This window comes from Nostoc sp. UHCC 0251 (assembly GCF_034932245.1).
Taxonomy (GTDB): Bacteria; Cyanobacteriota; Cyanobacteriia; order Cyanobacteriales; family Nostocaceae; genus Nostoc.
This window is the reverse complement of record NZ_JAYGHD010000313.1, coordinates 1-22,574: the sequence shown is the minus strand read 5'-3', so window position 1 is coordinate 22,574 and position 22,574 is coordinate 1. Positions and strand designations below refer to the sequence as shown.

The window sequence follows — 22,574 nt, the reverse complement described above, 5'->3', positions numbered from 1 at the left end:
TTCTGAACTCGGAACTTTGACTTCTGAACTCGAAGCTTGAGCTTCTGAACTCGGAGCTTGAGCTTCTGAACTCGGAATGTCAAGCTCTACACTCAAACTCCGAGCTTCTAAACTTTAACTTTCAACCTTTTAAGCATAATTGCCGTTAGATTTTATCTACTACTGATGCTTATGGCTGCACTTTCAGAGATATAGAGACAAAATTGCACCTTCATCAACTTTTAGTTTCTACCTTTGAAGGAGTTTAGCCATTCTTGAACTTGCTCGCGGGCAATATCGCGCCCCCCAAGACCAAAGGCTAGGGCAATAGCGACTGCGATCGCACCTAGTAAAAGTCCAAAGGCTAAATTCACAATATCACTGGCAACTCCAATCTGTTGCAGTGCCATTGCAGAGACTAAGGTAATAATTGCAATCCGCGCCACCTGACCTAAAATCTGTGCTTGACGTTCGCCGGAACTAGTAATGATGTTAAAAGCCAGATTTGCCAAGAATAAGCCAATGGCAAATATTACCAATCCCGCTAAAATCCGCCCGAATATGATCACAATACCGGACACTAATGCTGTCAGGGCTGGAATATTCAAGATATTCACCGCCGCTACCGTTGCAAATAGCATGATGCCCACTAAGGCAACAATGCCTGCAATTTCCGATGGAGTGCGGCTTGTAATCTCTGGGGTTGTTGATTCTGTTGTAACTACAATGCGTCTGCTGGGTGTTGTCAGACCAAGGATGCTGAAAATGTTATTAAAGCCTAAATTGGTGAGAATACTCGTAACCAAATCTGCGATAAACCGCCCTACGAAATAGGCAACAATCAAAATTGCTATGGCTGTAAAGATGGCGGGTAAAGCGTTGAGAATCTGTTGCAGCATTGCGATCGCAGGCACAGAGATCGCATTAATTTCCAGGGCATTGAGCGCTGCGATCGCCACAGGAATCAAAATCAAAACATAGACAATTGTGCCGATAATACTCGATAGAGGTTGCACCCCCGCAGTCGAAGATAATCCCAAGCGACTACCTAAATGGTCGATTCCAGTTGTCGCCAGCAAGTTTGTTACAATCCGCCGCACCACATTAGCTATGAACCAGCCAACTACAGCAATTAGCACCGCCGCTAAAATGTTCGGCAAAATTAGCAGAACTTCTGTAATTAGAGCTTGTACTGGTAGTAGAGCCTGCCTGAGTTCGAGAGTATCTAAAATTGGGGCGAGAAACAGTAAAAATATAAACCAATACAGAGCATTGCCAATTGTCTCAGTTAGAGATAAACGATTGAGACTGGGTGTGCTGTCTTCTGGTTCTGGATTTAAACGCTCATCCAGGTTAAATGCTTGTAATGAGCGCACAGTGATAATCTTCACAATGGTCGCCAAAATCCAGGCGGCTCCTAAAAGGATTCCCGCACCAACCAACTTTGGCAAAAAGCCAATAAGCTGATTGAGAAAATTATTGAGAGGTCGAGACGCTATCTCCAGATCCAATGTCTGTAAAACAGCTACCGCCGTCAACAACAGGATGCTCCAAAAGACTATGCTGGAGATGAATTTCTCCACTTGGGGAACATCTTGACGACCTGTTATCCCTGCGGCAATGCGGTTATCTATGTTTGTGCGACTGAGGATTCCTCGCGTCACTGCTGCTGCGATCGCTGCAATTAGCCAACCTATTAACAAAATTGCTACTGCCCCCAGCAGACGGGGTGTAAACAGAATCAACTGTTGAACAATACCTTGCACATCAGCGATTCCTTGATTCACTGCTGGTTGCGCCGATTGCAGGCTGGGTGATTGTGCCAAAAATTGCAGCCCACTCGTGGGTAAAACAACTTTTATCACCTGGGTTATTCCTTGCCAAGTTGTGTTCATGGTTTTGCGAAATTATGCTTAAGTATTCGCTGCCAACACTGAGTCAGTGTTTTGCCTATCAATTTACCAGTAAAGACGTACATCTATGGCATTAATATCAAGAGTAATTTTTGACTTTGTTACTTGTATTTGATTTAATCTACTGTCAGTGCTGAATTTTGCGTTACTCTAATTGCAGCAACAGCATCAAACATATAGAATGTCCCAAGTTTTGGAACAATCAATTCAAATTAATGCTACAGCTACGGTGGTGGAGCGCTGTATTAGCGATTTAGCTCTCATGCACCGTTGGCTCAACCCCGTTCTGCGTTGTGAACCTGTGGGCGAAGCTTGGAGTACCGATGTCGGCAGTGAAAGTCTTTTTATCATTCAAATTCCGCTACTAAAACCCACGTTGAAGAGCGTAGTTGTGGAACGACAACCGGGTTTGGTAGTTTGGGGATTTCAGGGATTTTTTCAAGGGCGCGATCGCTGGGAATGTCAACCCACAGAAAAAGGAACGCTCCTACTGAACCGCTTTGAGTTCGATATCCCTAACCCCTTAGTGAGTTGGGGTTTTAACACCTTTGCCGCATCTTGGACTAAAAAAGATATGCAAGCCCAACTCCGCCGCCTCAAACGAGTCGCAGAAGAACAACATAATTCGTAATTCGTAATTCGTAATTGGGGATGGGACATTGGGCATTGGGCATTGGTTCTTCTTTCTCCCCCTGCTCCCCCTGCTCCCTCATCCCTTCTCCCCATTCCCCAATTCAGTAAGTAGCCGTCGAATTACAGATGCATCCTCGGCATCGGGAACTTTTGCTAAATAATTTTGTAGATCGTCCACGGCTTGGGGGTAGTTACCAAGTTTATAGGAGATTAAGCCGCGATCGCGCAATTCTAAAGTTAAATTAGGAAACAGCAACAAAATTCGTTCAACGGCTGCCAGCGTTTTTTCTAACTCTTGCTGTTTAAGGTAAATAAATTTTAAATTTGTCAGCATCCGTGCCAAAAATTGCCGATTACTGACCACGGCTAAAAATTCTGGTTGTAGCGTCACAGGTTGCTGATAAAGTTGAGACAGTCGTTCCTCGCAATCTTGGGCAAATATTATTTCGCCACCATTGAAGGCATCTACAAAAATCTCTATATCTTCAATATCCGGGCGGATTAGGAAATGCCCTGGCATCCCCACACCCACCATTGGAAAATCAATCCGTCTGGCAACCTCTAGGTAAACCAACGCTAAGGTAATAGGAATCCCCAGTCGGCGATCAATTACATCATTGAAAAAGCTGTTGCGCGGGTCGTAATAGTCAATCTTATTACCAGAGAATTTTAAATCCTCGTAGAGATACTGGTTAATACTTTGAACTATCCGCAAAGGATATCGTGAGTCAGGTAGGCGTTCTTGAAGCTCTGATGCCATTGTATCAAGGGCGTTGAGATATTCCTCTGGATCTAGCTTGGGATATTCTTCTTGTGCAATATATAAAGCTGCCTTTGCTAAGTCAATATGCTCGTCAGACTGCTGAATCTCCTGGTAAAAATATTGTCGCGCTGACGAGAAATTCATAAGCTTTTGCTCGGTGGACGTGTGAGGATGAAGTGGGTCAACTGACACTAGTTTTCTGTAACTATATTTATTCTAGAGATATTAAGAACATTTGGTAATGTCATTTGTACAGAAATTACAAATTTTTTTTTAATTACTAATTAGCTATATTTGTAAAATATGTTAAAAATATTATAAATTGTATATTTAAGTATAATGATGCTGCCATAAGCAGCGTAGTTGGTCAGACCAAATACAAAACCACAACTCCCTTTGGTGGGGAAAATGGATATAATCTAATAATAGGAGAACCATTGGGAAATCGCGCTTACTGTCCTGGTTGTAACGGTTCCTTTTTGTTAGACTTTACCCAAACAACAGTAGGAAACGCACTTGGGGTTTTTGGAGCGGGCTTTGATATTCTTGCTGGTACTCAATACTTTGCTCAGGTGACTTTCGGAGATGATAGTACACAAGATTTCTCTTTAGCAGGTCAAAACTTTTGGGGTATAACCTCTGAGAAAAGCATTAAAGCAGTTCATGTTGGTCTTCAAGGTGGAGGTTCGACCACCAACGGATCTATCTTAATTGACAACTTAACAATAGGCGGTACAAAGTCTATTCCTGAACCTACCTCAGTCATAGGACTTCTGGCTTTGGGTGTGGGTTCACTCGTGAAGCGTAAGCAGCAACAGAAAGCTGCAACCAAAGCCTAAATCACTTACTTACTTTTTGCCGGAAATCCAAGCAGAAAGAGAAAGCTTAAGCCACAGTATGGGCTAAAAACCTTAACTACTTTATGAAAGCCGTGTTAGCGATCGCCTAACAGGGTTTTTTTCAGTTTCAAGTCTCCCCCAGCCATTTGAGAATTGAACTTAATATATAAAATATTTACCCTAAAGCATCTGGTGACTCAGCTAAACTTTTCAGGGTGAGGGTTACAGCCAAAGCAGCCAAGCTCCTTTTTAAGGAATTACTAAGGGAGTTATGTCCCCGTCCGGTGCTACAGTGAAAGGTGACATTGCTTAATCTTATGTCTTCTCCGACCGTATCTGAAATATAGCTTCAATCATTAGGCGCAGCATGGTCACAACCGCAGAAAAAACAAACATTGGCTACATTACCCAAATCATTGGCCCAGTTGTAGACGTTAAATTTCCCGGCGGGAAATTGCCACAAATCTACAATGCCTTGAAAATCGTTGGCACCAACGAAGCTGGACAGGAAATCAACATCACCGTTGAAGTACAGCAACTGCTGGGCGACAACCAGGTGCGGACTGTTGCGATGAGTTCCACCGAAGGCTTAGTGCGCGGTTTTGAAGTCACCGATACAGGCGCTCCCATTACCGTACCAGTTGGGAAAGCCACTTTGGGCCGGATTTTCAACGTCCTTGGCGAACCTGTGGACAACAGGGGTCCTGTAAATGCTGAGGCAAGTTTACCCATCCACCGCTCTGCTCCCAAATTCACTGACCTGGAAACCAAACCTTCGGTGTTTGAGACTGGGATTAAAGTTGTTGACCTTCTGACTCCCTATCGACGCGGCGGTAAGATTGGTCTATTCGGCGGTGCTGGTGTTGGTAAGACCGTGATCATGATGGAATTGATCAACAACATTGCTACCCAGCATGGTGGAGTATCCGTATTTGCTGGCGTGGGTGAACGCACCCGTGAAGGCAATGACCTCTACAATGAAATGATGGAATCTGGGGTTATCAACAAAGACAACCTCAACGAATCAAAAATTGCTCTAGTCTACGGTCAAATGAACGAGCCACCCGGAGCGAGAATGCGGGTTGGTCTTTCGGGATTGACAGTAGCAGAGTACTTCCGGGATGTGAACAAGCAGGACGTGCTGCTGTTTATTGATAATATCTTCCGGTTTGTGCAAGCAGGTTCAGAAGTATCCGCGCTACTGGGTCGGATGCCTTCTGCGGTAGGATATCAGCCCACATTGGGAACCGACGTAGGTGAACTGCAAGAGCGGATTACCTCAACTACAGAGGGTTCCATTACCTCCATTCAAGCAGTGTACGTACCTGCGGATGACCTCACCGACCCCGCACCTGCTACTACCTTCGCCCACTTGGATGGTACAACAGTGCTGTCTCGTGGTTTGGCAGCTAAGGGAATTTATCCCGCAGTTGACCCCCTTGGTTCTACTTCCACCATGCTTCAACCAAATATTGTAGGTGACGAACACTACAATACTGCGCGGGCGGTGCAATCAACTCTGCAACGTTATAAAGAACTCCAAGACATTATCGCCATTCTCGGTCTAGATGAATTGTCTGAAGAAGACCGTCTGATCGTAGCGCGGGCGCGGAAGGTTGAGCGCTTCTTGTCCCAGCCGTTCTTTGTAGCAGAAGTATTTACCGGTTCTCCTGGTAAGTATGTGAAGTTGGAAGACACCATCAAAGGGTTCCAAAAGATTCTGTCTGGTGAGTTGGATGCTCTGCCAGAACAGGCTTTCTACTTGGTTGGCGATATTAACGAAGCGATCGCTAAAGCTGAAAAAATCAAAGGTTAGTCATTAGTCATTGGTCATTGGTCATTGGTCATTGGTCATTGGTCATTAGTCATTAGTTCAACTGCTAATGACTAATGGCAATTACAAATGACAAAGGGCAACAGACAAAGGACAAAGGACAACAGACAAAGGACAAAAGACAAATGACATTAACCGTTCGTGTAATTTCCCCAGATAAAACAGTCTGGGATGCCCCAGCTGAAGAAGTAGTTTTGCCTAGCACCACTGGTCAACTAGGTATCCTCACTGGACACGCACCATTGTTGACCGCACTAGATACTGGTGTCATGCGAGTTCGTGGCGCTAAAAATCAGAATTGGGAAGCGATCGCCCTTTTGGGTGGCTTTGCCGAAGTCGAAGAAAATGAAGTGACAATTCTGGTTAACGGCGCTGAACGTGGCGACAAAATCAACCTTGATGAAGCTCGTACTGCTTACAACCAAGCAGAAGCGCGTCTAAGTCAAGTTTCAGCAGACGATCGCCAAGCCCAAATTCAGGCAAATCAAGCCTTCAAACGCGCCCGCGCTCGGTTTCAAGCGGCTGGCGGTTTGGTCTAATTTAACTTTCTATTTCAACTTTGTAGGTTGGACATTGCCAACCTACAAATTATTTATTAACTTTTAAAAAATTACGCCAAGTTTAAGAAATCGAGGTCAGCCATAGTGAAGTGTTAACTTAGCTAATTAGTTGCCCAAATGGGCACAAATTATGGAAAGCTTTTCATCTTTGCTTGGTACTCGTAAAGAAAATAAGGTAGCTCGTTTTGCAGCATCTATCGTAGCAACGTTAGCGCTTGCTAGTAGTATTCACTCTGCCAATGCTACTCCTGTAAAAATAACTACTGCAAAAGAAATAACTTCGGCGACTGTCCAGCTAAATCAGACCACACCAAATATTGCTCAGTTACAAACTAGCAGGACTCAATATCAAGCTGCTGGAATTGATCCTGTTGTACTAGTTCCCATCCTACTTGTCGGCGGTTTCGTCATATTCGTCCCCCTATTCTTTGGGGGACTTGTAGTCATTGGCGAACGTGAAGTCGGTATTGTAGTGAGGAAATTTACCCTTTCTGGGCGTGGACTCCCCGCCGGCAGTTTGATTGCCCTCAATGGCGAAGCTGGCTTGCAGGCAGATACTTTAGCTCCTGGCTGGCATTGGGGCTATTGGCCTTGGCAGTATTCTGTAAAGAAAGAATCGGTAATTGTCGTTCCCCAAGGGGAAATCGCTTTGATTGTGGCAGCAGATGGCGCATCCAACCCACCAGAGCGGATTTTGGGCAAAATTGTCAGTTGTGACAACTTCCAAGATGCTCGAAAATTCCTCACCGAAGGTGGTGAAAAAGGGCGGCAGATGGGTTTTCTCACCGCAGGTACATACCGGATTAACACTGCTCTGTTTAAAGTCATCATGGCATCAAATGCCAGCGCTCATGGCATGGCTCCAGAACAGTTGCGGGTTTATAGCTTGGCATCTGACAAAGTTGGTATTGTCACTACCTTAGATGGTTTACCAATTTCTGCTGGTGAACTCGCAGGCCCCATAATTGACGGACACGACAACTTCCAAAATGGTCAAAAATTTATTAATGGAGGTGGGCGGCGAGGTTTACAAGAGCAGACTTTGCTTTCTGGTTCTTGGAACTTGAACCCTTGGTTTGTCCAGGTTGAGCAAGTTCCCATGACGGAAATCCCCATTGGCTATGTGGGTGTAGTAATTTCTTTCGTGGGTAAGGCACATCAAGATGTCAGCGGTGCAGCTTTCACCCACGGTAACTTAGTGAATCCTGGACATAAGGGTGTATGGGTCGAACCGTTGTATCCTGGCAAGCACCCGATTAATTCTCGGATCATGAAGATGGAACTAGTGCCAACGACCAACATTGTATTAAATTGGTCAGACCGCACAGAACGTCACAGTTATGATGCTCAACTAGCTTCCTTGACAGTGCGATCGCGTGATGGGTTTGCCTTTGATTTGGAAGTAGCACAAATTATCCATGTAGGTGCTTTAGATGCTCCGAAGGTAATTTCTCGCGTTGGTGCCATGCAAAATCTGGTAGACCATGTATTAGAACCAACTATCGGTAATTATTTCCGCAACTCAGCCCAAAACTGTACTGTACTAGACTTTCTCACCGCTCGGAGTGAGCGACAAACTGAGGCTGCTGAGTATATTAAAACAGCATTGCGGGCTTATGACGTGCAAGCGATCGACACCCTGATTGGTGATATTCAGCCACCAGCATCGTTAATGCAGACACAGACAGACCGAAAAATTGCTGAAGAAGAACGCAAGACTTATGAAGTCCAGCAGATGGCGCAAACCCAACGGCAGCAACTTGTCCGGGAAACGGCACTGGCGGATATTCAGCAAGAAATGGTGAAATCGGAGCAGAGTGTGCATATAGCTGACCTAAAAGCCCAAGCCCAAATTAAGCAGGCTAATGGTGAAGCTGAGGGTACAAAACTCCGGGCAATTGCTGAAGCTGAAGGTATTCGGGCCACAGGTAACGCCAAAGCTGAAACCTACCGCGCTGGTGTGGAAGCCTTGGGTTCACAAGGTTATACAGCAATGCAACTAATGCAGATTATCGGCGATCGCAATGTTCGTTTGATTCCAGATGTCTTAGTTGGCAGTAATGGCAGCAATAACGGCTTAGTGGATGGGCTACTATCCATGATTTTATGGAATCAAACTGGTAAGGGTGAATTGACACCAACACCTTTGCATCCACAACCAGTAACCAAAGCGCAACCAACCTCAGAAAACGGTTATCCACCTATAGTTGTGAATTTTCCTGTAGATAAGTAATATTAGCAACATCTGGTAGGGGCGTAGATATGTGCGCCCCCAATACGGTTTGGATAAGCAGGGGAGGCAGGGGAAGAAATAGTTACAACGAGATATGTTCAGCCTCTTCTGGCAAACTAAAATTCAATCGTTTTACCTTCTAATTCTCCGTCGCGCAAGATAGATTCGCTCTACATCAGAACGAGCAGCGATCGTTTGGATTAACAAAGGGGTAACTTCCGCCACCACAATTGGTGTATAAAGAGATTGATAAATGACTCGTTGGTTACTTTCCTTAAGTTGGTTTACAAGAGGTTGCTGAATTACCTGATAGTGAGATTTCAGAGTATTTAAGTGATTTTGATGCTCAGTAGGGTTCGATCCTTGATAAGGCTGAACTGTTTCTCCTTTTAGATGAAAAATGACCTTGATAGGGTTATTGCTTCCTTGAGCAATGCGATTAGCTAATTCGGTTTCCAATTTGCCAACAAAGCCCTTATTGTTGATTGCTTGAATAGCCTGCTCTAACACTTTCTGACTAATTTGATTGCCAGCAGCATCAAGGGATACACCATAGATATTGCCTTGGGTATCTATTAGCTTAAACCGCGTTATTCCAGTACCAGCTAGAGTTACTTTGTTAACTACATTGAGGTGGTCAGCCGAGATTCCTGTAGTCTTAGAAACCTCTAATTTAGCTTTTTCAGTTAAATTGTTAAATGTCTGTCCTGAGAGCGGAAGGCTAAAGGCTACTATAGGCACAAATGAGATAACAGCAGAGAAACAAACAGTTAGACCTAAGAATTTCTGCATCTTAATTTTATACTTCCTCGTAAGCAATTCCGAGTTATAAGTAACTAAAAACAGCTATATTTTATTGTGGATGCTATGTAGGCAAAGAAATTTTGCTTTTACAAGAACGTTATCGTTTACTCAAGCAGATTGGTAAAGGGGGATTCTGTAAAACCTTCCTCGCAATAGACGAAGGTCAGTTTCCGCCAGTTCCTTGCGTCATTCAAGAATTATCGTTGGAATACGAAATATCTAAAAATTTCCAGCAAATGGCGCAAAAGCTAGAGGAATTAGGAAAGCATCCGCAAATTCCAACTTTATTAGCTTATTTTCACCAGGATGGACATTTCTATTTAGTGCAGGAGTTTATTACAGGCACTAATTTAGCTCAGGTAGTTGAAGAAGAAGGCGCTTTTAATGAAACTCAGATTTGGCAACTGTTAGAAGATGTGTTGCCAGTTTTGCAGTTTATTAGCGATGCCTGCGGCGGGCTACACCTACGCCACATCATCCACCGCGATATTAAACCCCAAAATATCATCCGTAGATCCCCAATTACAAAAAAGGGGAATTTCGTCATAGTCGATTTTACCACTGCGAAAATCGTCACAGAAATCGATCGGCTAATATTTGAAACCAGTATTGGCAGTCCAGAATACTCTGCACCAGAACAAACAAAGGGGAAAGCCGTTTTTGCTAGTGATTTATATAGCTTGGGTGTAACTTGTATTTACTTACTTACCCAGATTCCTCCCTTTGATTTATATGATATTGCTAACGATTGCTGGGTTTGGCAACAATATCTTACTACTAAAGTTAGTGCTCGCTTGGCCCAAATCCTCGACAAGCTGCTGCAAAAGACTATTAATCGCCGCTTTCAATCGGCTGATGAAGTTATGCAAGCAATAGGTATGGAATGTAAAACTCAAAATTTTAAATTACCAAATCCTCCTTGGCGATGCTTGCATACTTTAACTGGGCATTCTGGGACATTGAGTAGTGTGAATGCCCTTGCCATTAGTCCAGACAGTCACACTTTAGCAAGTGGTAGTGATGATAACACTATTAAATTGTGGGATTTAAATACTAAAAAAGTCCTAGCTAGCTTATCAGGACATTCCCAAGCTGTAAAATCAGTTGCCTTCAGTCCAGATGGTCAAATTCTGGCAACTGCTAGCGACGATAAAACTATCAAATTGTGGCAGGTTGAGACATTAAAAGAAATCTGCACCCTCTTGGGACACTCACACGCGGTAAAATCAGTTGCTTTCAGTCCAGATGGGCAGATTCTCGCTAGTGGTAGCTGGGATAAGACAATCAAACTCTGGGATGTAAATACTGGCACAGAAATTTGCACCATAACTGGACACCAATTACAGGTAAATTCAGTAGCATTTAGTCCCCAAGGACAGCTTTTAGCCAGCGCTAGTTATGACAGAACAATTCGCTTGTGGCAGATAGAAGGTTCCCAGAGAGAAATTCAAAACCGCCCATGCTATAGCTTGTTAAGCACCCTTTCGGGTCATGCATGGGCGGTTTTGACAGTCGCTTTTAGTCCCGATGGGAAAATTTTGGCGACGGGTAGTGATGATAACACTATTAAATTGTGGGAGGTAAACACTGGTCAGCTAATTAGCACACTTGTAGGCCATTCCTGGTCTGTGGTGGCTGTGGCTTTCACCGCCGATGGCGAAACGCTCCTGAGTGCAAGTTGGGACAAAACAGTTAAACTTTGGAGGGTAAGCACAGCAGAAGAGATTGTTACTCTCTCTGGTCATGTAGACTCAGTATCTGCTGTTGCTGTGAGCAAAGTTACACAATTAATTGCAAGTGGCAGCAAGGACAAGACTATCAAACTGTGGCAGCTTGTAGAACAGCACAATAGCTAACTTTGTAATATCAAGCGCTACCTGTGAAGGCAACTTCTGGAAATTTCAACTGAGCTTCTGCCATTGGACGGTTTCTACCTTCCTCTTGCCAGTAGTTAATCACTTCTGTTGCTTTATTAAGCAACTCGACACGATCCACGTCAGTAATCCAATGTTTGGACTCTAATTCCTTTTTTAACTCTTCCCAGGCATCATTTCTGGGCCAAAAAAAGTACTTAGTCAAGGGACTGGTGCCTTTGCCTACAATTTGATCGACTGCTAGAGCAACGTTTTCGTCTAACCACAGAATTTTCAAAATAAACTTGGTCAATCACACCTCCGGGAATTTCCGGGCATTACTGAACTAGGATAGCGATCGCTTATTTTAACGCAATACCCTATCAAATGACCAAACAGTGATTGGATTGGGCTAGCATAAGGTGTAAGTCGGCGCTAACAAAGATGCTTGTGACCGAAACAGACCCATGATATAGAGCAAGTAAATTTGTTTATGGGAATTTTGAATTTTGAATTTTGAATTTTGACTTCGGAGCGAAGCGACGTGACTGCCCAACTGCCCCAATCTCAAACAACATCTAGTTCAGATTTGTATGAGCAAGACTTTTACCTGTGGATTCAAACCACGGCAGAACTGCTCAAACAAGGTCGGCTCACAGAACTGGATTTAGAGAATTTGATTGATGAAATTGAAACGATGGGCAGGAGTGAAAAGAAAGCACTGAGAAGCAACTTAGAAGTGGTGCTGATGCATCTATTGAAGTATAAATATCAAGCCGAGAAGCGCTCTGGTAGTTGGCGAGCAACAATTCGCAAGCATCGCAAACGCATCAGACAAGCTCTAGAAGAAAGTCCTAGCCTCAAACCATATTTTGATGAGGTTTTTGGGCTATGTTATGACGATGCTAGACTCTTGGCTGCCGATGAAACTGAATTGCATTTGGCTACCTTCCCCGAACAATCTCCCTTCACGCCAGAACAAGCCCTCAACCCCGATTTTTTACCTGAGCCATAATCACACCCTGATTTAGAAGATTTTGCGGTTAATTTTGAATTCGGAGCGAAGCGACGTGACTGCCCAACTGCCCCAATCTCAAACAACATCTGGTTCAGATTTGTACGAGCAAGATTTTTATTTGTGGATTCAAACTACAGCAGAACTGCTCAAACAAGGTCGGCTCACAGAACTGGATTTAGAGAATTTAATTGAAGAAATTGAAACGATGGGCAGAAGTGAAAAGCGGGCATTGGAGAGCAATCTGGAAGTGTTACTGATGCATCTGCTCAAATACCAAATTCAAACTGAAAAGCGCTCAAAAAGTTGGCAGTACACTATTTTGGAACACCGCAGGCGAGTCCAAAAGGCACTTCAGGAAAGTCCGAGTTTGAAACCTTACTTTGATCAAGTTTTTGACGAAAGCTATCAAACCGCTAGACGACTGGCTGTCATTGAAACTGGATTAGCGATCGCTATCTTCCCAGAAAAATCCCCCTTCACGCCAGAGCAAGCCCTCGACCCCGATTTTTTACCTGAGTCATGATCTCACGTTTTATGATGATGTAAAACTCTTTTGCTTCCTACCCCATGATTCAAACTACTTCTGTAAAAGCGATCGTTGTTTTCGATATTGATGGCGTTGTGCGCGATGTTAGCGGTTCTTATCGCCGGGCGATCGCAGATACCGTAGAATATTTTACCACCCAAGCATATCGACCAACCCCACTAGACATTGACCAGTTGAAGTCTGAAGGCGTGTGGAATAACGATTGGGAAGCATCACAGGAATTAATTTACCGCTACTTTGAAACCCAAAAACAAAGCCGCGAACAACTGCAACTAGATTACAATGCGATCGTTGCTTTTTTTCAATCACGTTACCGCGGCCCTGACCCAAATAATTTTACTGGGTATATCTGTAATGAACCCTTATTATTACAACCTAGCTATTTAGAACAACTTACCCAAGCCGGTATTGCTTGGGGATTTTTTAGCGGTGCGACTCGTGCTTCTGCCAACTATGTCTTAGAAAAACGCCTGGGTTTGGAATCTCCAGTATTGATTGCGATGGAAGATGCGCCAGGGAAACCTGATCCTACGGGACTTTTCGCTACAGTTCGTGAGTTAGAAAATGGAATTGAGCAAAGATTAGCGATCGTGTATATAGGAGATACGGTAGCAGATATGTATACCGTCGAGAAAGCGCGGAGTCTAGATTCTGCTCACAATTGGATTGGTGTAGGGATTTTACCACCCCACGTCCAGGAAACAGCAGCGCGTAGTGATGCTTATGGTGAGACACTAATAGCAGCCGGAGCAGCAGTAGTTTTGCGTAATGTGCAAGAATTGACTCCGAGGCAGATTCAAGAATTGGTAAGTTCATCTGCCCAATCTGTGGTCTAAGATTAATCAAGCTAGGGGTGCATGAATAACTTGCTGATAAGCTAAAACACATCTAATTTGCATATCAAAATTTTATTAATCCCTTGTGGGGTGGGCATCTTGCCCGCCCTGATTATGCAACTTAAATGCCGATTAGCTTAACAATCTTGCTTTAATCATTGGGAGATTAATAAAAATGTCTGCACTTAAACTGCCTAATGGCCCCCAAACTCACCCTTGGGTACAGATGTATCAATGGCTTACTAATCCCTTAGAATACATCGAAGACTGTGCTAAACGTTATGGTGATATCTTCACCCTTCAGCTAGGAAAAAATGTTGCTCCTCAAGTTTTTATTAGCAATCCCCAGGCGATTCAACAAATTTTTACTACAGATCCAAAACAGTTAGACTCTGGTGAGTCAGCAGGGATTCAAGCGCCTTTATTAGGACGCCAATCACTACTGGCTCTGGAAGGAAAGCCTCATCAGCGACAACGAAAGCTATTGACACCACCCTTACATGGGGAACGAATGCTAGCTTATGGTGAATTAATCTGCGACATCACTGAGCAAGTAACTAATCAGTGGCAGGTTGGAGAAAACTTTGCAGTTCTGTCATCAATGCAAGCAATCTCTTTCCAAGTAATTTTGAAGGCTGTATTTGGTCTAGAAGATGGGCCACGTTACAAAAAACTCCATGAATTCCTGATTACAATTCTGAATCCCAAAATCCCTATTTTAAGAACAGTTCTACTTCTTTTCCCATCACTGCGACAGGATTTAGGAGCGTGGAGTCCTTGGGGGAAATACTTGCGTTTACGGCAGCAAATTGATGAACTCATCTACGCTCAGATTCAAGAACGCAAAGCACAACCCGATCCATCTCGGACTGATATTCTATCTTTGATGATGGCTGCTCGTGATGAAGCGGGAGAGCCGATGACAGACTTGGAATTACGTGATGAACTGATGACCCTATTAGTAGCGGGTCACGAAACTACTGCAACTTCGTTATCATGGGCGCTTTACTGGATTCATCATCAGCCGCAGGTGCGGGAAAAACTGCTGCAAGAACTAGATAAGTTGGGTGAACAACCAGATCCAAACGCTATTTTCCGATTGCCTTATTTGAATGCTGTCTGTTCTGAAACCCTACGCCTTTACCCAGTAGCGGTATCGGGACTAAATCGATTGGTCAAATCACCGCTACAAATTGGGGAATACAACATTGAGCCTGGTACTTTGCTCATTCCCTCTATTTATTTGACCCATCATCGAGAAGATTTATATCCACAGTCGAAGCAATTTAAGCCAGAGCGTTTTCTGGAACGTCAATTTTCTCCTTATGAGTATTTACCCTTTGGTGGCGGGAACCGTCGCTGTATTGGAATGGCATTTGCCTTGTTTGAGATGAAACTGGTTTTGGCAAAAGTGCTGTCTAACTGGGAGATGGTACTGGCTGAAAGCAAACCAGTGCAGCCAGTACGTAAGGGTTTACTATTTAGCCCAGCAGGAGGTGTGCAGATGGTGGTGAAGGGGAAGCGTCCTCAAAATCAGGTAGTTCGAGAGACTAGTTTTGTTTAGAAAGTTTGAAATAATATGAGTGGGAGCGATCGCATATAGCCTCTTAGGGTCGATTAGATAAAACAGGTTTACCGCTAGACACGACCTGTTCGATAATATCAGCCGCTCGGCTCACCCCACCGGCTCGCTGAATTGCCTCTTGTAGTCTTAAGGCATTCTTTTTGTAAGAATCTTCTGTTATTACCCGCTTAATAGTGTCTCGCAACCTGTGTACACTCAAACCAGACAGTGGGACAAATTCTCCTGCTCCCGTGTAAGCTATACGAGCAGCGATTCCTGGCTGTTCATTAGTAATAGGAATAGCTACCAGGGGGACTCCGCTGCTTAAAGCACCTAGCACTGCATTCATTCCAGCATGGGTAATAGTTAGAATCGATCTTGAGATTAATTGCTGTTGGGGTGCGTAAGCTACTACCAAAGGCGAACCAGGTAGATTAGGGACTGATTCCTTTCTTTCTGGTTGACCTAAAGAAATTACTAGTTGCATGTCTAAACCTATACAAGCTTCAGCAATAGTCTCAAAAATTTCTTCTTTGCGATTTTGTAAAGTTCCCAAAGCAGCGAAAATCAATGGTTGATCGTTTAACTTTTCAAAGGGGAAAGATGTAGACGAAGAGATGGGTTCTAGCCCTGATGGATCTTGCAAAGGCCCAGTGTAATGAAAAAACTTAGCTAACTGTTCTCGTGGAAAGTCAAACTCAGCAGGTAGCTGACAGATATAAGCTAGTTTCCCGGCAGCATCTTCACGCTTGACATAAGGTGGTAAATTCCATCGACGACGTTGATTTACTACCAAATCCCAGATTTTTATTGATAAACGATTAAGCAAAAAGTTACCCACTTGGTTTCGCTTGCGAAACCACCAAGCTTGGTTGTTGGGCCAAGGTGTAAAGTAGGGAGGAACTGCCTCTTCTCTATTAGTTAGCAGAGCATTACATACAGTAACAAAAGGTATATTTACAAAGTCGGCAATAGTTCCACCGGCAGGCGTTACCTGGTCTACTAATAGGGCTTCTATACCTACCTTAGAGAGTGCTTCTGGTACTTCACGGAAAAGCATGACTGTTTCTTTTTCCAGCCAACTGATCGTAAAACGCAACGCTGGTAATCCACTCATCTCACCCAACTGTTTATACATTGGTTCCAGACTTCCAAGCGGGAATTCAGCCTCTCCAATCGTGTAAAATTCTAAGCCAGCTTTCTGTACCTTAGTTTGAACATCGGGCATATGAAATAAAGTGACGCGATGACCGCGCCGTTGCAATTCTCTACCCAAAGCACACATCGGGTTGAGATGACCGATCGCAGCAGGACAAAGAATCCCAAAATGAGTCATAGCGAAACCTTTAAAAAATGCAAGGCAAATACAAGTATTATCCGCTATTTTGTGCAAAATTTATGGACATAATTTTAGTATCAAACAATCCACAAGGGTATGATGTTTCACAGATATTACTGGATTTTTAAGAACTTATCCAAAGCTGTAACTAGGCTGGGAGGCCAACGGCGGATATTTTTTACCCAGTCGATATCTTTGTAGCGGCTATCCAATCCATAAGCTGCTACCCAGTTACTTTCGGCTTCACCTTGTTCTCCATTCACCCAGTAGGCAGCTGTGAGGGCGGCACGCACATCAGCAAATTTGGAGTATTTACGGGCGATATTTCGCATTTCGCGGATTGCTTGCTCTTTTTGACCTGTTTCATAAAGAGCGAGGGCATAGTTAGCACGGGCGAAGGCAAAATTTGGGGCTATCTCATTAGATTTTTTGTAGTCTGCGATCGCATCTTCCCATTTTCCTAAACCTGTTTTGGCATTTCCGCGATTGTTATACGCCATCGCATCGTTAGGATCGAGTTCTAAGACATGATTATAATCTGCGATCGCATCATCCCATTTTCCCATCCCTTCCAACGCTGCCCCCCGATTCAAATATGGATCAGTGACATTTGGTGCTAGTTCTATGGCTTTGTTATAATCTGCCAAAGCCTCTTGCAACTTATTCTGACTCACCCGCGAATTTCCCCGGTTACTCCACGCCCCGGCATTTGTCGGAAATTGCTCAATAATCTTTGTCCAGTAAGTTTCAGCCGTCGCAAAATCACCTTGATTCGTTGCTGCAAACGCTTGATTTGCCCACTCATCGCCTTGTTTTAACTGTTCTTGAGTAATGGGCGGTTGAGATTGTGCCATAACTGGAGTACCCCAGCCAAACACAAGTAACAGACTGAGAAAAATACCAATCAACTTAATCATTTAGGTTTACCTAATTTGTTATTTGTCATTTGTCATTGAGCATGGGGCAGAGGAATGGAGTTCAAAGACTCATTTACGAGTATCAATGCCCAATGCCCAATGCCCCATGCCCCATACCCATAATTACAATAATGACAACTGTTCATTAGGCGGCGTAAATCCCAAATGCTTATATGCTGCCTTAGTCGCCATCCTTCCGCGATGAGTCCGAGTTAAATACCCAATCTGCATGAGGTAAGGTTCGTACACCTCTTCAATTGTTTGGGTATCTTCACCCGTGGTTGCTGCCATTGTTTCTAACCCCACTGGCCCGCCGTTAAATTGTTCAATTATCACACTCAGCATTTGGCGATCTGTCCAATCTAAACCGCAGGGATCTACTTGGAATAGTTGCAATGCCTCAGATGCAATGCTTTCATTAATTTCACCAGATAGTTTTACCTCAGCATAATCACGCACTCGTTTAAGTAGCCTATTAGCAATCCGTGGCGTTCCGCGTGACCGACGGGCAATTTCTGTGGCACCATCTTCTGTAACGGGGGTTTTGAGTAATTGAGCGGTTCGCAGTACAATTTGAGTCAGTTCTTCAACTTCGTAAAATCGCAGTTTTTGAATTAAACCGAAGCGATCGCGCAGTGGTGAAGTTAAAGCACCGACACGGGTTGTAGCTCCCACCAAAGTAAACTTTGACAACGGCAAACTTCTAATTCGAGCGCTAGAACCCTTACCAATAGTAATATCTAAGCGATAATCTTCCATCGCCGGATAGAGAATTTCCTCTGTCATCCGCGAGAGGCGATGAATTTCATCCACAAATAAAATATCCCCAGGCTTCATATTCACCAGTAGCCCGACAATATCCCGTGGACGTTCTAGCGCTGGTGCACTAGTAATTTTGTAATTTACCCCCATTTCCGATGCTAAAATCATTGCCATCGTGGTTTTGCCCAATCCCGGCGGCCCATAAAGCAGCAAATGATCTAGCACCTCACCACGAGACTTGGCTGCTTTGATGGCAATATCTAGCACATCCTTTAAATCTTTTTGCCCAATATAATCAGCAAATCGGTGTGGACGAATACCTTCTTCCTGCTGTTCTTGCTCATCAATAGCAGCTTCAGGCTTCAAAATATTTTCTGTGGATGGTGCTTTCGCCGACTCTCGACGCTGCTTTGGTTCTCCGTTGGGTTCTGGAGGCTGTTTTTTCGAGGAGATTATCGCCATAATTCAGCTATCTACTTTATAAGGGACTAGGGAGTGGGGAGTGGGGAGTGGGGAAGATGAGAGGACAAAGGGACAAGGTTAAAGGGAAAAGGATAAATAAACAAACCCCTTCCCCCTTCCCCTTTCCCCTTTACCCTTTTTCATAATCCCCCATGCTCCATTCCCGTGAAAATTTTCGTTTGGAAATACCCGCGCCAATTTAAAATTTAAATTCCGGTCAATTACCCAGAAGTACAAAAGTTATTATGTTATCTAAAAGAATCTTACCGTGCTTAGATGTGAAGGCGGGACGGGTTGTAAAAGGAGTTAACTTTGTAAATCTCCAAGATGCAGGCGATCCGGTAGAGCTGGCCAAGGTTTACAACGAAGCAGGTGCTGATGAGTTAGTATTTCTGGATATTACGGCTACTCATGAAGACCGAGCTACAATTTTAGATGTGGTCTACCGAACTGCTGAACAGGTCTTTATTCCATTGACTGTGGGTGGTGGCATTCAATCCTTAGAAAATGTTAAAGCTTTGTTACGAGCGGGCGCAGATAAGGTTAGTATTAATTCTGCGGCAGTGCGGGAACCAGACTTGATTAATCGGGCAAGCGATCGCTTTGGTAATCAGTGCATAGTTGTTGCGATTGATGCCAGACGCAGAAATAACCCGGAGAATCCAGGTTGGGATGTCTATGTACGGGGTGGCAGGGAAAATACAGGCTTAGATGCTCTACTGTGGGCACAAGAAGTTGAAAAACGGGGGGCCGGTGAACTGCTAGTAACAAGTATGGATGCTGATGGAACCCAAGCCGGGTATGACATCGAGATCACACGGGCAATCGCCGATGCTGTAGAAATTCCAGTTATTGCTTCTGGCGGTGCAGGTAATTGTGAACATATCTACACAGCCCTAACCGAAGGCAAAGCTGAAGCAGCATTACTGGCATCACTGTTACATTACGGTCAATTAAGCGTAGCAGAAATCAAAAATTATTTGCGCGATCGCAACGTGCCAGTAAGAACATTCTCTTAATCTATCATTTACTGTTTAATGACATCTATCTATGGTTGGACACACTTCCCTGAAAGGGTGTTAATATTATTTTACAAGTATTAACAAATATTAAAAAATATGTTGCTTCCTATTTTACTTTTTGATGTTGCCCTAGTGGCGTGGTCGCTGCACCTAATGGAAAAAGCTTACGAGAGTAAAGAATTCTCTCTCATGTTGGCTGGTACATTAGTTGCTCTGGCTGCTGCTGCCATGTTAGTAGTTTACTTCTTGATGGGGCACTGTATGACCTATTTGTTGCAAGTGTCGTTGTGAGTGCCCAGTGGTAGAGAGGATATTTTAAATTTAGTTTATAGAAAAAGCTTGACAAAGTAGCAATATTCAAGCCATTATGTATAATGGTATTTCAAGGGGTTATAGCGCAGTTGGTAGCGCACCTCAATGGCATTGAGGGGGTCAGCGGTTCGAATCCGCTTAGCTCCATTCTTAATAACCTAAATCTTTTTATTCATGGAAAAGGTTAGTAAGGTTTTATTGGCTGTCTACCTAGCCAGTCTCGAAAGTTGGATTAATAGAAGCTGTAATGAGCTTTTGGAGCGATTTGTTATTGCTGTAAGAACTCCAGCCAATTTTCTAGGACTTCCTCAACTTCATATTTATCAGTGTCAATGATTTGTGCGATCGCTCCTTCTCCCCCTGTGTCGTCTGCGGTTCAATATTTGGCAAAGTGCGTCACCGATAGCGTAGCGGTAGCGCGTTCGCTTTTAGCGTCTGTCTGCGACACGCTGCGCGTTCGCGTCAGCGTCCCGCAGGGAACGTAGAGAACATCATAACCCGTTGTAGACATCGCCTAGCCGATTTAATTTCCAAACTCGATAGTTGGCCCTCAGAGGCTTAACTAAGGCAATATTAACCTTGCAACCATATCAATAAGTAGAAACTCCATAGATGCTTGGGCACTAAATATAGCCATCTATGGTATAGAAATGTATAGAATCTTGTAAAGATATAAAATATAGTTCTTAAATGCACACATTTCTTGCTTCTTCCTCAATGCAGCTGTCTGTACCACCAAATCACTTTCAGCCAATGAAGATTGTCGCACTGGGGGACAGCTTAATTTATGGATTCGGTGATCCGGAAAAAGGAGGCTGGATCGAACAATTACGGCGATGGTGGATGTTACCGGATAGTGCCGGTCATGTGCTTTATAATTTAGGGGTAAGAGGCGATCGCACACAACAAGTAGCACAAAGGCTAGAAGTTGAGTTCCGCCACCGGGGTGAACTGCGAAATCGTGTCCCCGACTTGATTATTTTATCAGTAGGCGTGAATGACTCAGCGCGGTTGGCGCGACCCGACGGCCGAACTTACACAGATTTTACATTGTTTGAAAAGGAAATTGCTTCTCTGCTAGATTTAGCACAGCAACTATGTCCTGTGTTATTTGTCGGCATGGTGCCAGTGGATGAAGCCAAGATGCCATTTTTAGATTGTTTTTACTATAATCATACCGACCAGTACCGCTACAAAGAAGCAACTCGAATTGCTTGTACCAAACGGCAGATTCCCTATTTAGATATTTTTGAGCAATGGATGAAACGCGGTGAAAGTTGGCGGCTTAAACGCTTGAGTGAAGATGGTCTTCATCCCAATACACTAGGTTATCAAGCTTTGTTAGAAGATGTGATCAATTGGGATGCGATCGCAGCTTACCATTCTAAATTTGATTACCACCTTAAGCGATCGTAATCAGATAAATATGTTGATGCTTTGGAGCTAACCTAATATTCTCATATCTCCCATCCTTACAAAAAGCATTACAATAGTGCTGAATTTTTAAATCCATCTTTTCCCTATTTTTTATTCAGTACTCCTATGACACCAACTTTATTTGGTCGTTGGCAAACTCGATTATTATTACTTGCAACAGTGGGCGTATTTGTATCTTTGCCCTTTGCAATGGGTTTGATTGGTTCTAGTGCTAACTCGGTTTACTTTTGGATACTTGGTTATGTCGCCATCTTTGGCTTAGGTTGGGATGTGCTTTATAACTATCTTCAAAAATACCGATGGGATAGGGATTGGCCCGCAGCTTATCAACTTTTAGCTGGTATATGGGAATTAGTATTTGTGTTCTGTGGAATAAAACTATTTGGCTTTTTACCAATACCTTTACCTAAAGAAGAACTACCGTTAGCAGTTTTTTTATTGCACTATAGCATCGTGTGGCTAGCAGTTTTTATTAGTTCACAAAGCCTGATGCGAATTATCTTTCCCCGTTGGCGTTTCCGGGGTGGGGAGTGGTTGTAATATCGTATCTAATTAAAGATTTATCAAGACCGCAGCGGACAAGTGGCTTATGGTACAAGACGCTTGGTGTTAGTGAGATTTTGCCCCGTAACATTCCCCTAACCCTCCTTTAAAAAAAGGGGGGCTTATTAATTTCCTCTTTTTTAAGGAGAGTTATCGAGATCAAGCCTTAACCCAAGCGTATTGCCCTATGGTGCAATACAGTTCAGATAAGACCAAAACACTTGTAGAGACGGCGATTTATGGCGTCTCGAAAACCCACAATTTTGTACAATTAGCCCTTAACCCAAGCGTATTGGCCTATGGTGTACACACAACTGTTACGCCAATGCATCGGCTTGTAAAAATTAACGTAACTGCCCAGGTAGGAATACCAGGAATATTCCCATGAGGGAAGAAAGATGGTA

Annotated in this window: 22 protein-coding genes and 1 tRNA gene; 16 read left to right on the top strand and 7 right to left on the bottom strand. The window is 43.7% G+C overall.

The annotated features are described in order from the left end of the window. Positions 1-221: 221 nt before the first annotated feature. Positions 222-1,874 (bottom strand): mechanosensitive ion channel, encoded by a 1,653-nt coding sequence (locus VB740_RS24970; protein ID WP_323202566.1) that lies wholly within the window; start codon positions 1,872-1,874, stop codon positions 222-224. A 199-nt stretch (positions 1,875-2,073) separates the two neighbouring features. On the opposite strand from VB740_RS24970, the gene VB740_RS24965 reads away from it, so the two are divergent. Further along, positions 2,074-2,523 (top strand): SRPBCC family protein, encoded by a 450-nt coding sequence (locus VB740_RS24965; protein ID WP_323202565.1) that lies wholly within the window; start codon positions 2,074-2,076, stop codon positions 2,521-2,523. Positions 2,524-2,601: 78 nt separating this feature from the next. Here VB740_RS24965 and VB740_RS24960 read toward each other — a convergent pair whose 3' ends face one another. Continuing rightward, positions 2,602-3,432: a SirB1 family protein gene (locus VB740_RS24960; protein ID WP_323202564.1), complete on the bottom strand. Its 831-nt coding sequence runs from the start codon at positions 3,430-3,432 to the stop codon at positions 2,602-2,604. A 293-nt stretch (positions 3,433-3,725) separates the two neighbouring features. Here VB740_RS24960 and VB740_RS24955 point away from each other — a divergent pair, with 293 nt between their 5' ends. The 4 genes from VB740_RS24955 to VB740_RS24940 all read left to right on the top strand — a co-directional run bounded on the left by VB740_RS24955 (position 3,726) and on the right by VB740_RS24940 (position 8,754). Next, complete coding sequence (locus tag VB740_RS24955) at positions 3,726-4,127, top strand: PEP-CTERM sorting domain-containing protein (RefSeq protein WP_323202563.1); 402 nt, start codon at positions 3,726-3,728, stop codon at positions 4,125-4,127. A 367-nt stretch (positions 4,128-4,494) separates the two neighbouring features. Continuing rightward, positions 4,495-5,943, top strand: coding sequence for a F0F1 ATP synthase subunit beta (atpD, locus tag VB740_RS24950; protein WP_323202562.1), 1,449 nt, complete (start codon positions 4,495-4,497; stop codon positions 5,941-5,943). A 143-nt stretch (positions 5,944-6,086) separates the two neighbouring features. After that, positions 6,087-6,500: an ATP synthase F1 subunit epsilon gene (gene atpC / locus VB740_RS24945; protein ID WP_100901210.1), complete on the top strand. Its 414-nt coding sequence runs from the start codon at positions 6,087-6,089 to the stop codon at positions 6,498-6,500. A gap of 151 nt (positions 6,501-6,651) precedes the next feature. Continuing rightward, complete coding sequence (locus VB740_RS24940) at positions 6,652-8,754, top strand: flotillin family protein (RefSeq protein ID WP_323202561.1); 2,103 nt, start codon at positions 6,652-6,654, stop codon at positions 8,752-8,754. A gap of 132 nt (positions 8,755-8,886) precedes the next feature. Here VB740_RS24940 and VB740_RS24935 read toward each other — a convergent pair whose 3' ends face one another. Next, positions 8,887-9,546, bottom strand: a complete 660-nt coding sequence (locus VB740_RS24935; protein ID WP_323202560.1) for a hypothetical protein — start codon at positions 9,544-9,546, stop codon at positions 8,887-8,889. A gap of 92 nt (positions 9,547-9,638) precedes the next feature. On the opposite strand from VB740_RS24935, the gene VB740_RS24930 reads away from it, so the two are divergent. Beyond that, positions 9,639-11,414 carry a serine/threonine-protein kinase gene (locus VB740_RS24930; protein WP_323202559.1) on the top strand — a complete coding sequence of 592 codons (1,776 nt, stop codon included), beginning with the start codon at positions 9,639-9,641 and terminating at the stop codon, positions 11,412-11,414. A 10-nt stretch (positions 11,415-11,424) separates the two neighbouring features. Here the strand turns inward: VB740_RS24930 and VB740_RS24925 are convergent, their stop codons facing one another. Beyond that, positions 11,425-11,724 carry a 30S ribosomal protein PSRP-3 gene (locus VB740_RS24925; RefSeq protein WP_069071048.1) on the bottom strand — a complete coding sequence of 100 codons (300 nt, stop codon included), beginning with the start codon at positions 11,722-11,724 and terminating at the stop codon, positions 11,425-11,427. 231 nt (positions 11,725-11,955) lie between these two features. Between VB740_RS24925 and VB740_RS24920 the strand changes: the two genes are divergently transcribed. From VB740_RS24920 to VB740_RS24905, 4 genes are all read left to right on the top strand, one after another. After that, positions 11,956-12,426, top strand: a complete 471-nt coding sequence (locus VB740_RS24920; RefSeq protein WP_323202558.1) for a DUF29 domain-containing protein — start codon at positions 11,956-11,958, stop codon at positions 12,424-12,426. Positions 12,427-12,481: 55 nt separating this feature from the next. Then, positions 12,482-12,952, top strand: a complete 471-nt coding sequence (locus VB740_RS24915; protein WP_323202557.1) for a DUF29 domain-containing protein — start codon at positions 12,482-12,484, stop codon at positions 12,950-12,952. 44 nt (positions 12,953-12,996) lie between these two features. Further along, positions 12,997-13,812: a TIGR01548 family HAD-type hydrolase gene (locus VB740_RS24910; protein ID WP_323202556.1), complete on the top strand. Its 816-nt coding sequence runs from the start codon at positions 12,997-12,999 to the stop codon at positions 13,810-13,812. A gap of 175 nt (positions 13,813-13,987) precedes the next feature. Beyond that, the gene (locus tag VB740_RS24905) at positions 13,988-15,376 is read left to right on the top strand and encodes a cytochrome P450 (RefSeq protein ID WP_323202555.1); all 1,389 of its coding nucleotides are present in this window, start codon (positions 13,988-13,990) and stop codon (positions 15,374-15,376) included. 43 nt (positions 15,377-15,419) lie between these two features. On the opposite strand, the gene VB740_RS24900 is transcribed toward VB740_RS24905, so the two are convergent. From VB740_RS24900 to ruvB, 3 genes are all read right to left on the bottom strand, one after another. After that, positions 15,420-16,712, bottom strand: a complete 1,293-nt coding sequence (locus VB740_RS24900; RefSeq protein WP_323202554.1) for a glycosyltransferase — start codon at positions 16,710-16,712, stop codon at positions 15,420-15,422. 116 nt (positions 16,713-16,828) lie between these two features. Then, positions 16,829-17,632 carry a tetratricopeptide repeat protein gene (locus tag VB740_RS24895; RefSeq protein WP_323202553.1) on the bottom strand — a complete coding sequence of 268 codons (804 nt, stop codon included), beginning with the start codon at positions 17,630-17,632 and terminating at the stop codon, positions 16,829-16,831. 123 nt (positions 17,633-17,755) lie between these two features. Next, complete coding sequence (gene ruvB / locus VB740_RS24890; RefSeq protein ID WP_323202552.1) at positions 17,756-18,856, bottom strand: Holliday junction branch migration DNA helicase RuvB; 1,101 nt, start codon at positions 18,854-18,856, stop codon at positions 17,756-17,758. Between the two features lie 245 nt (positions 18,857-19,101). Between ruvB and hisF the strand changes: the two genes are divergently transcribed. The 6 genes from hisF to VB740_RS24860 all read left to right on the top strand — a co-directional run bounded on the left by hisF (position 19,102) and on the right by VB740_RS24860 (position 22,167). Further along, positions 19,102-19,875: an imidazole glycerol phosphate synthase subunit HisF gene (gene hisF, locus VB740_RS24885; RefSeq protein ID WP_323202551.1), complete on the top strand. Its 774-nt coding sequence runs from the start codon at positions 19,102-19,104 to the stop codon at positions 19,873-19,875. 99 nt (positions 19,876-19,974) lie between these two features. After that, entirely contained in the window at positions 19,975-20,169 is a 195-nt protein-coding gene (locus tag VB740_RS24880) for a hypothetical protein (protein ID WP_012410736.1), read from the top strand. A gap of 95 nt (positions 20,170-20,264) precedes the next feature. Continuing rightward, positions 20,265-20,337: transfer RNA gene (locus VB740_RS24875), tRNA-Ala, on the top strand. Positions 20,338-20,516: 179 nt separating this feature from the next. Continuing rightward, positions 20,517-20,675 (top strand): hypothetical protein, encoded by a 159-nt coding sequence (locus tag VB740_RS24870; protein ID WP_323202550.1) that lies wholly within the window; start codon positions 20,517-20,519, stop codon positions 20,673-20,675. Between the two features lie 205 nt (positions 20,676-20,880). After that, positions 20,881-21,606: a GDSL-type esterase/lipase family protein gene (locus VB740_RS24865; protein WP_323202549.1), complete on the top strand. Its 726-nt coding sequence runs from the start codon at positions 20,881-20,883 to the stop codon at positions 21,604-21,606. A 126-nt stretch (positions 21,607-21,732) separates the two neighbouring features. Further along, on the top strand, positions 21,733-22,167 hold the full coding sequence (locus tag VB740_RS24860; RefSeq protein ID WP_323202548.1) for a hypothetical protein: 435 nt from the start codon (positions 21,733-21,735) through the stop codon (positions 22,165-22,167). The last annotated feature ends 407 nt before the right edge of the window (positions 22,168-22,574 follow it).

Excerpts from the sequence above, each read along its gene's own strand:
- VB740_RS24970 (WP_323202566.1), bottom strand. The coding sequence starts at position 1,874 with ATGAACACAACTTGGCAAGGAATAACCCAGGTGATAAAAGTTGTTTTA.
- VB740_RS24965 (WP_323202565.1), top strand. The coding sequence starts at position 2,074 with ATGTCCCAAGTTTTGGAACAATCAATTCAAATTAATGCTACAGCTACG.
- VB740_RS24960 (WP_323202564.1), bottom strand. The coding sequence starts at position 3,432 with ATGAATTTCTCGTCAGCGCGACAATATTTTTACCAGGAGATTCAGCAG.
- atpD (WP_323202562.1), top strand. The coding sequence starts at position 4,495 with ATGGTCACAACCGCAGAAAAAACAAACATTGGCTACATTACCCAAATC.
- atpC (WP_100901210.1), top strand. The coding sequence starts at position 6,087 with ATGACATTAACCGTTCGTGTAATTTCCCCAGATAAAACAGTCTGGGAT.
- VB740_RS24940 (WP_323202561.1), top strand. The coding sequence starts at position 6,652 with ATGGAAAGCTTTTCATCTTTGCTTGGTACTCGTAAAGAAAATAAGGTA.
- VB740_RS24935 (WP_323202560.1), bottom strand. The coding sequence starts at position 9,546 with ATGCAGAAATTCTTAGGTCTAACTGTTTGTTTCTCTGCTGTTATCTCA.
- VB740_RS24910 (WP_323202556.1), top strand. The coding sequence starts at position 12,997 with ATGATTCAAACTACTTCTGTAAAAGCGATCGTTGTTTTCGATATTGAT.
- VB740_RS24905 (WP_323202555.1), top strand. The coding sequence starts at position 13,988 with ATGTCTGCACTTAAACTGCCTAATGGCCCCCAAACTCACCCTTGGGTA.
- VB740_RS24900 (WP_323202554.1), bottom strand. The coding sequence starts at position 16,712 with ATGACTCATTTTGGGATTCTTTGTCCTGCTGCGATCGGTCATCTCAAC.
- VB740_RS24895 (WP_323202553.1), bottom strand. The coding sequence starts at position 17,632 with ATGATTAAGTTGATTGGTATTTTTCTCAGTCTGTTACTTGTGTTTGGC.
- ruvB (WP_323202552.1), bottom strand. The coding sequence starts at position 18,856 with ATGGCGATAATCTCCTCGAAAAAACAGCCTCCAGAACCCAACGGAGAA.
- hisF (WP_323202551.1), top strand. The coding sequence starts at position 19,102 with ATGTTATCTAAAAGAATCTTACCGTGCTTAGATGTGAAGGCGGGACGG.
- VB740_RS24880 (WP_012410736.1), top strand. The coding sequence starts at position 19,975 with ATGTTGCTTCCTATTTTACTTTTTGATGTTGCCCTAGTGGCGTGGTCG.
- VB740_RS24865 (WP_323202549.1), top strand. The coding sequence starts at position 20,881 with ATGCACACATTTCTTGCTTCTTCCTCAATGCAGCTGTCTGTACCACCA.
- VB740_RS24860 (WP_323202548.1), top strand. The coding sequence starts at position 21,733 with ATGACACCAACTTTATTTGGTCGTTGGCAAACTCGATTATTATTACTT.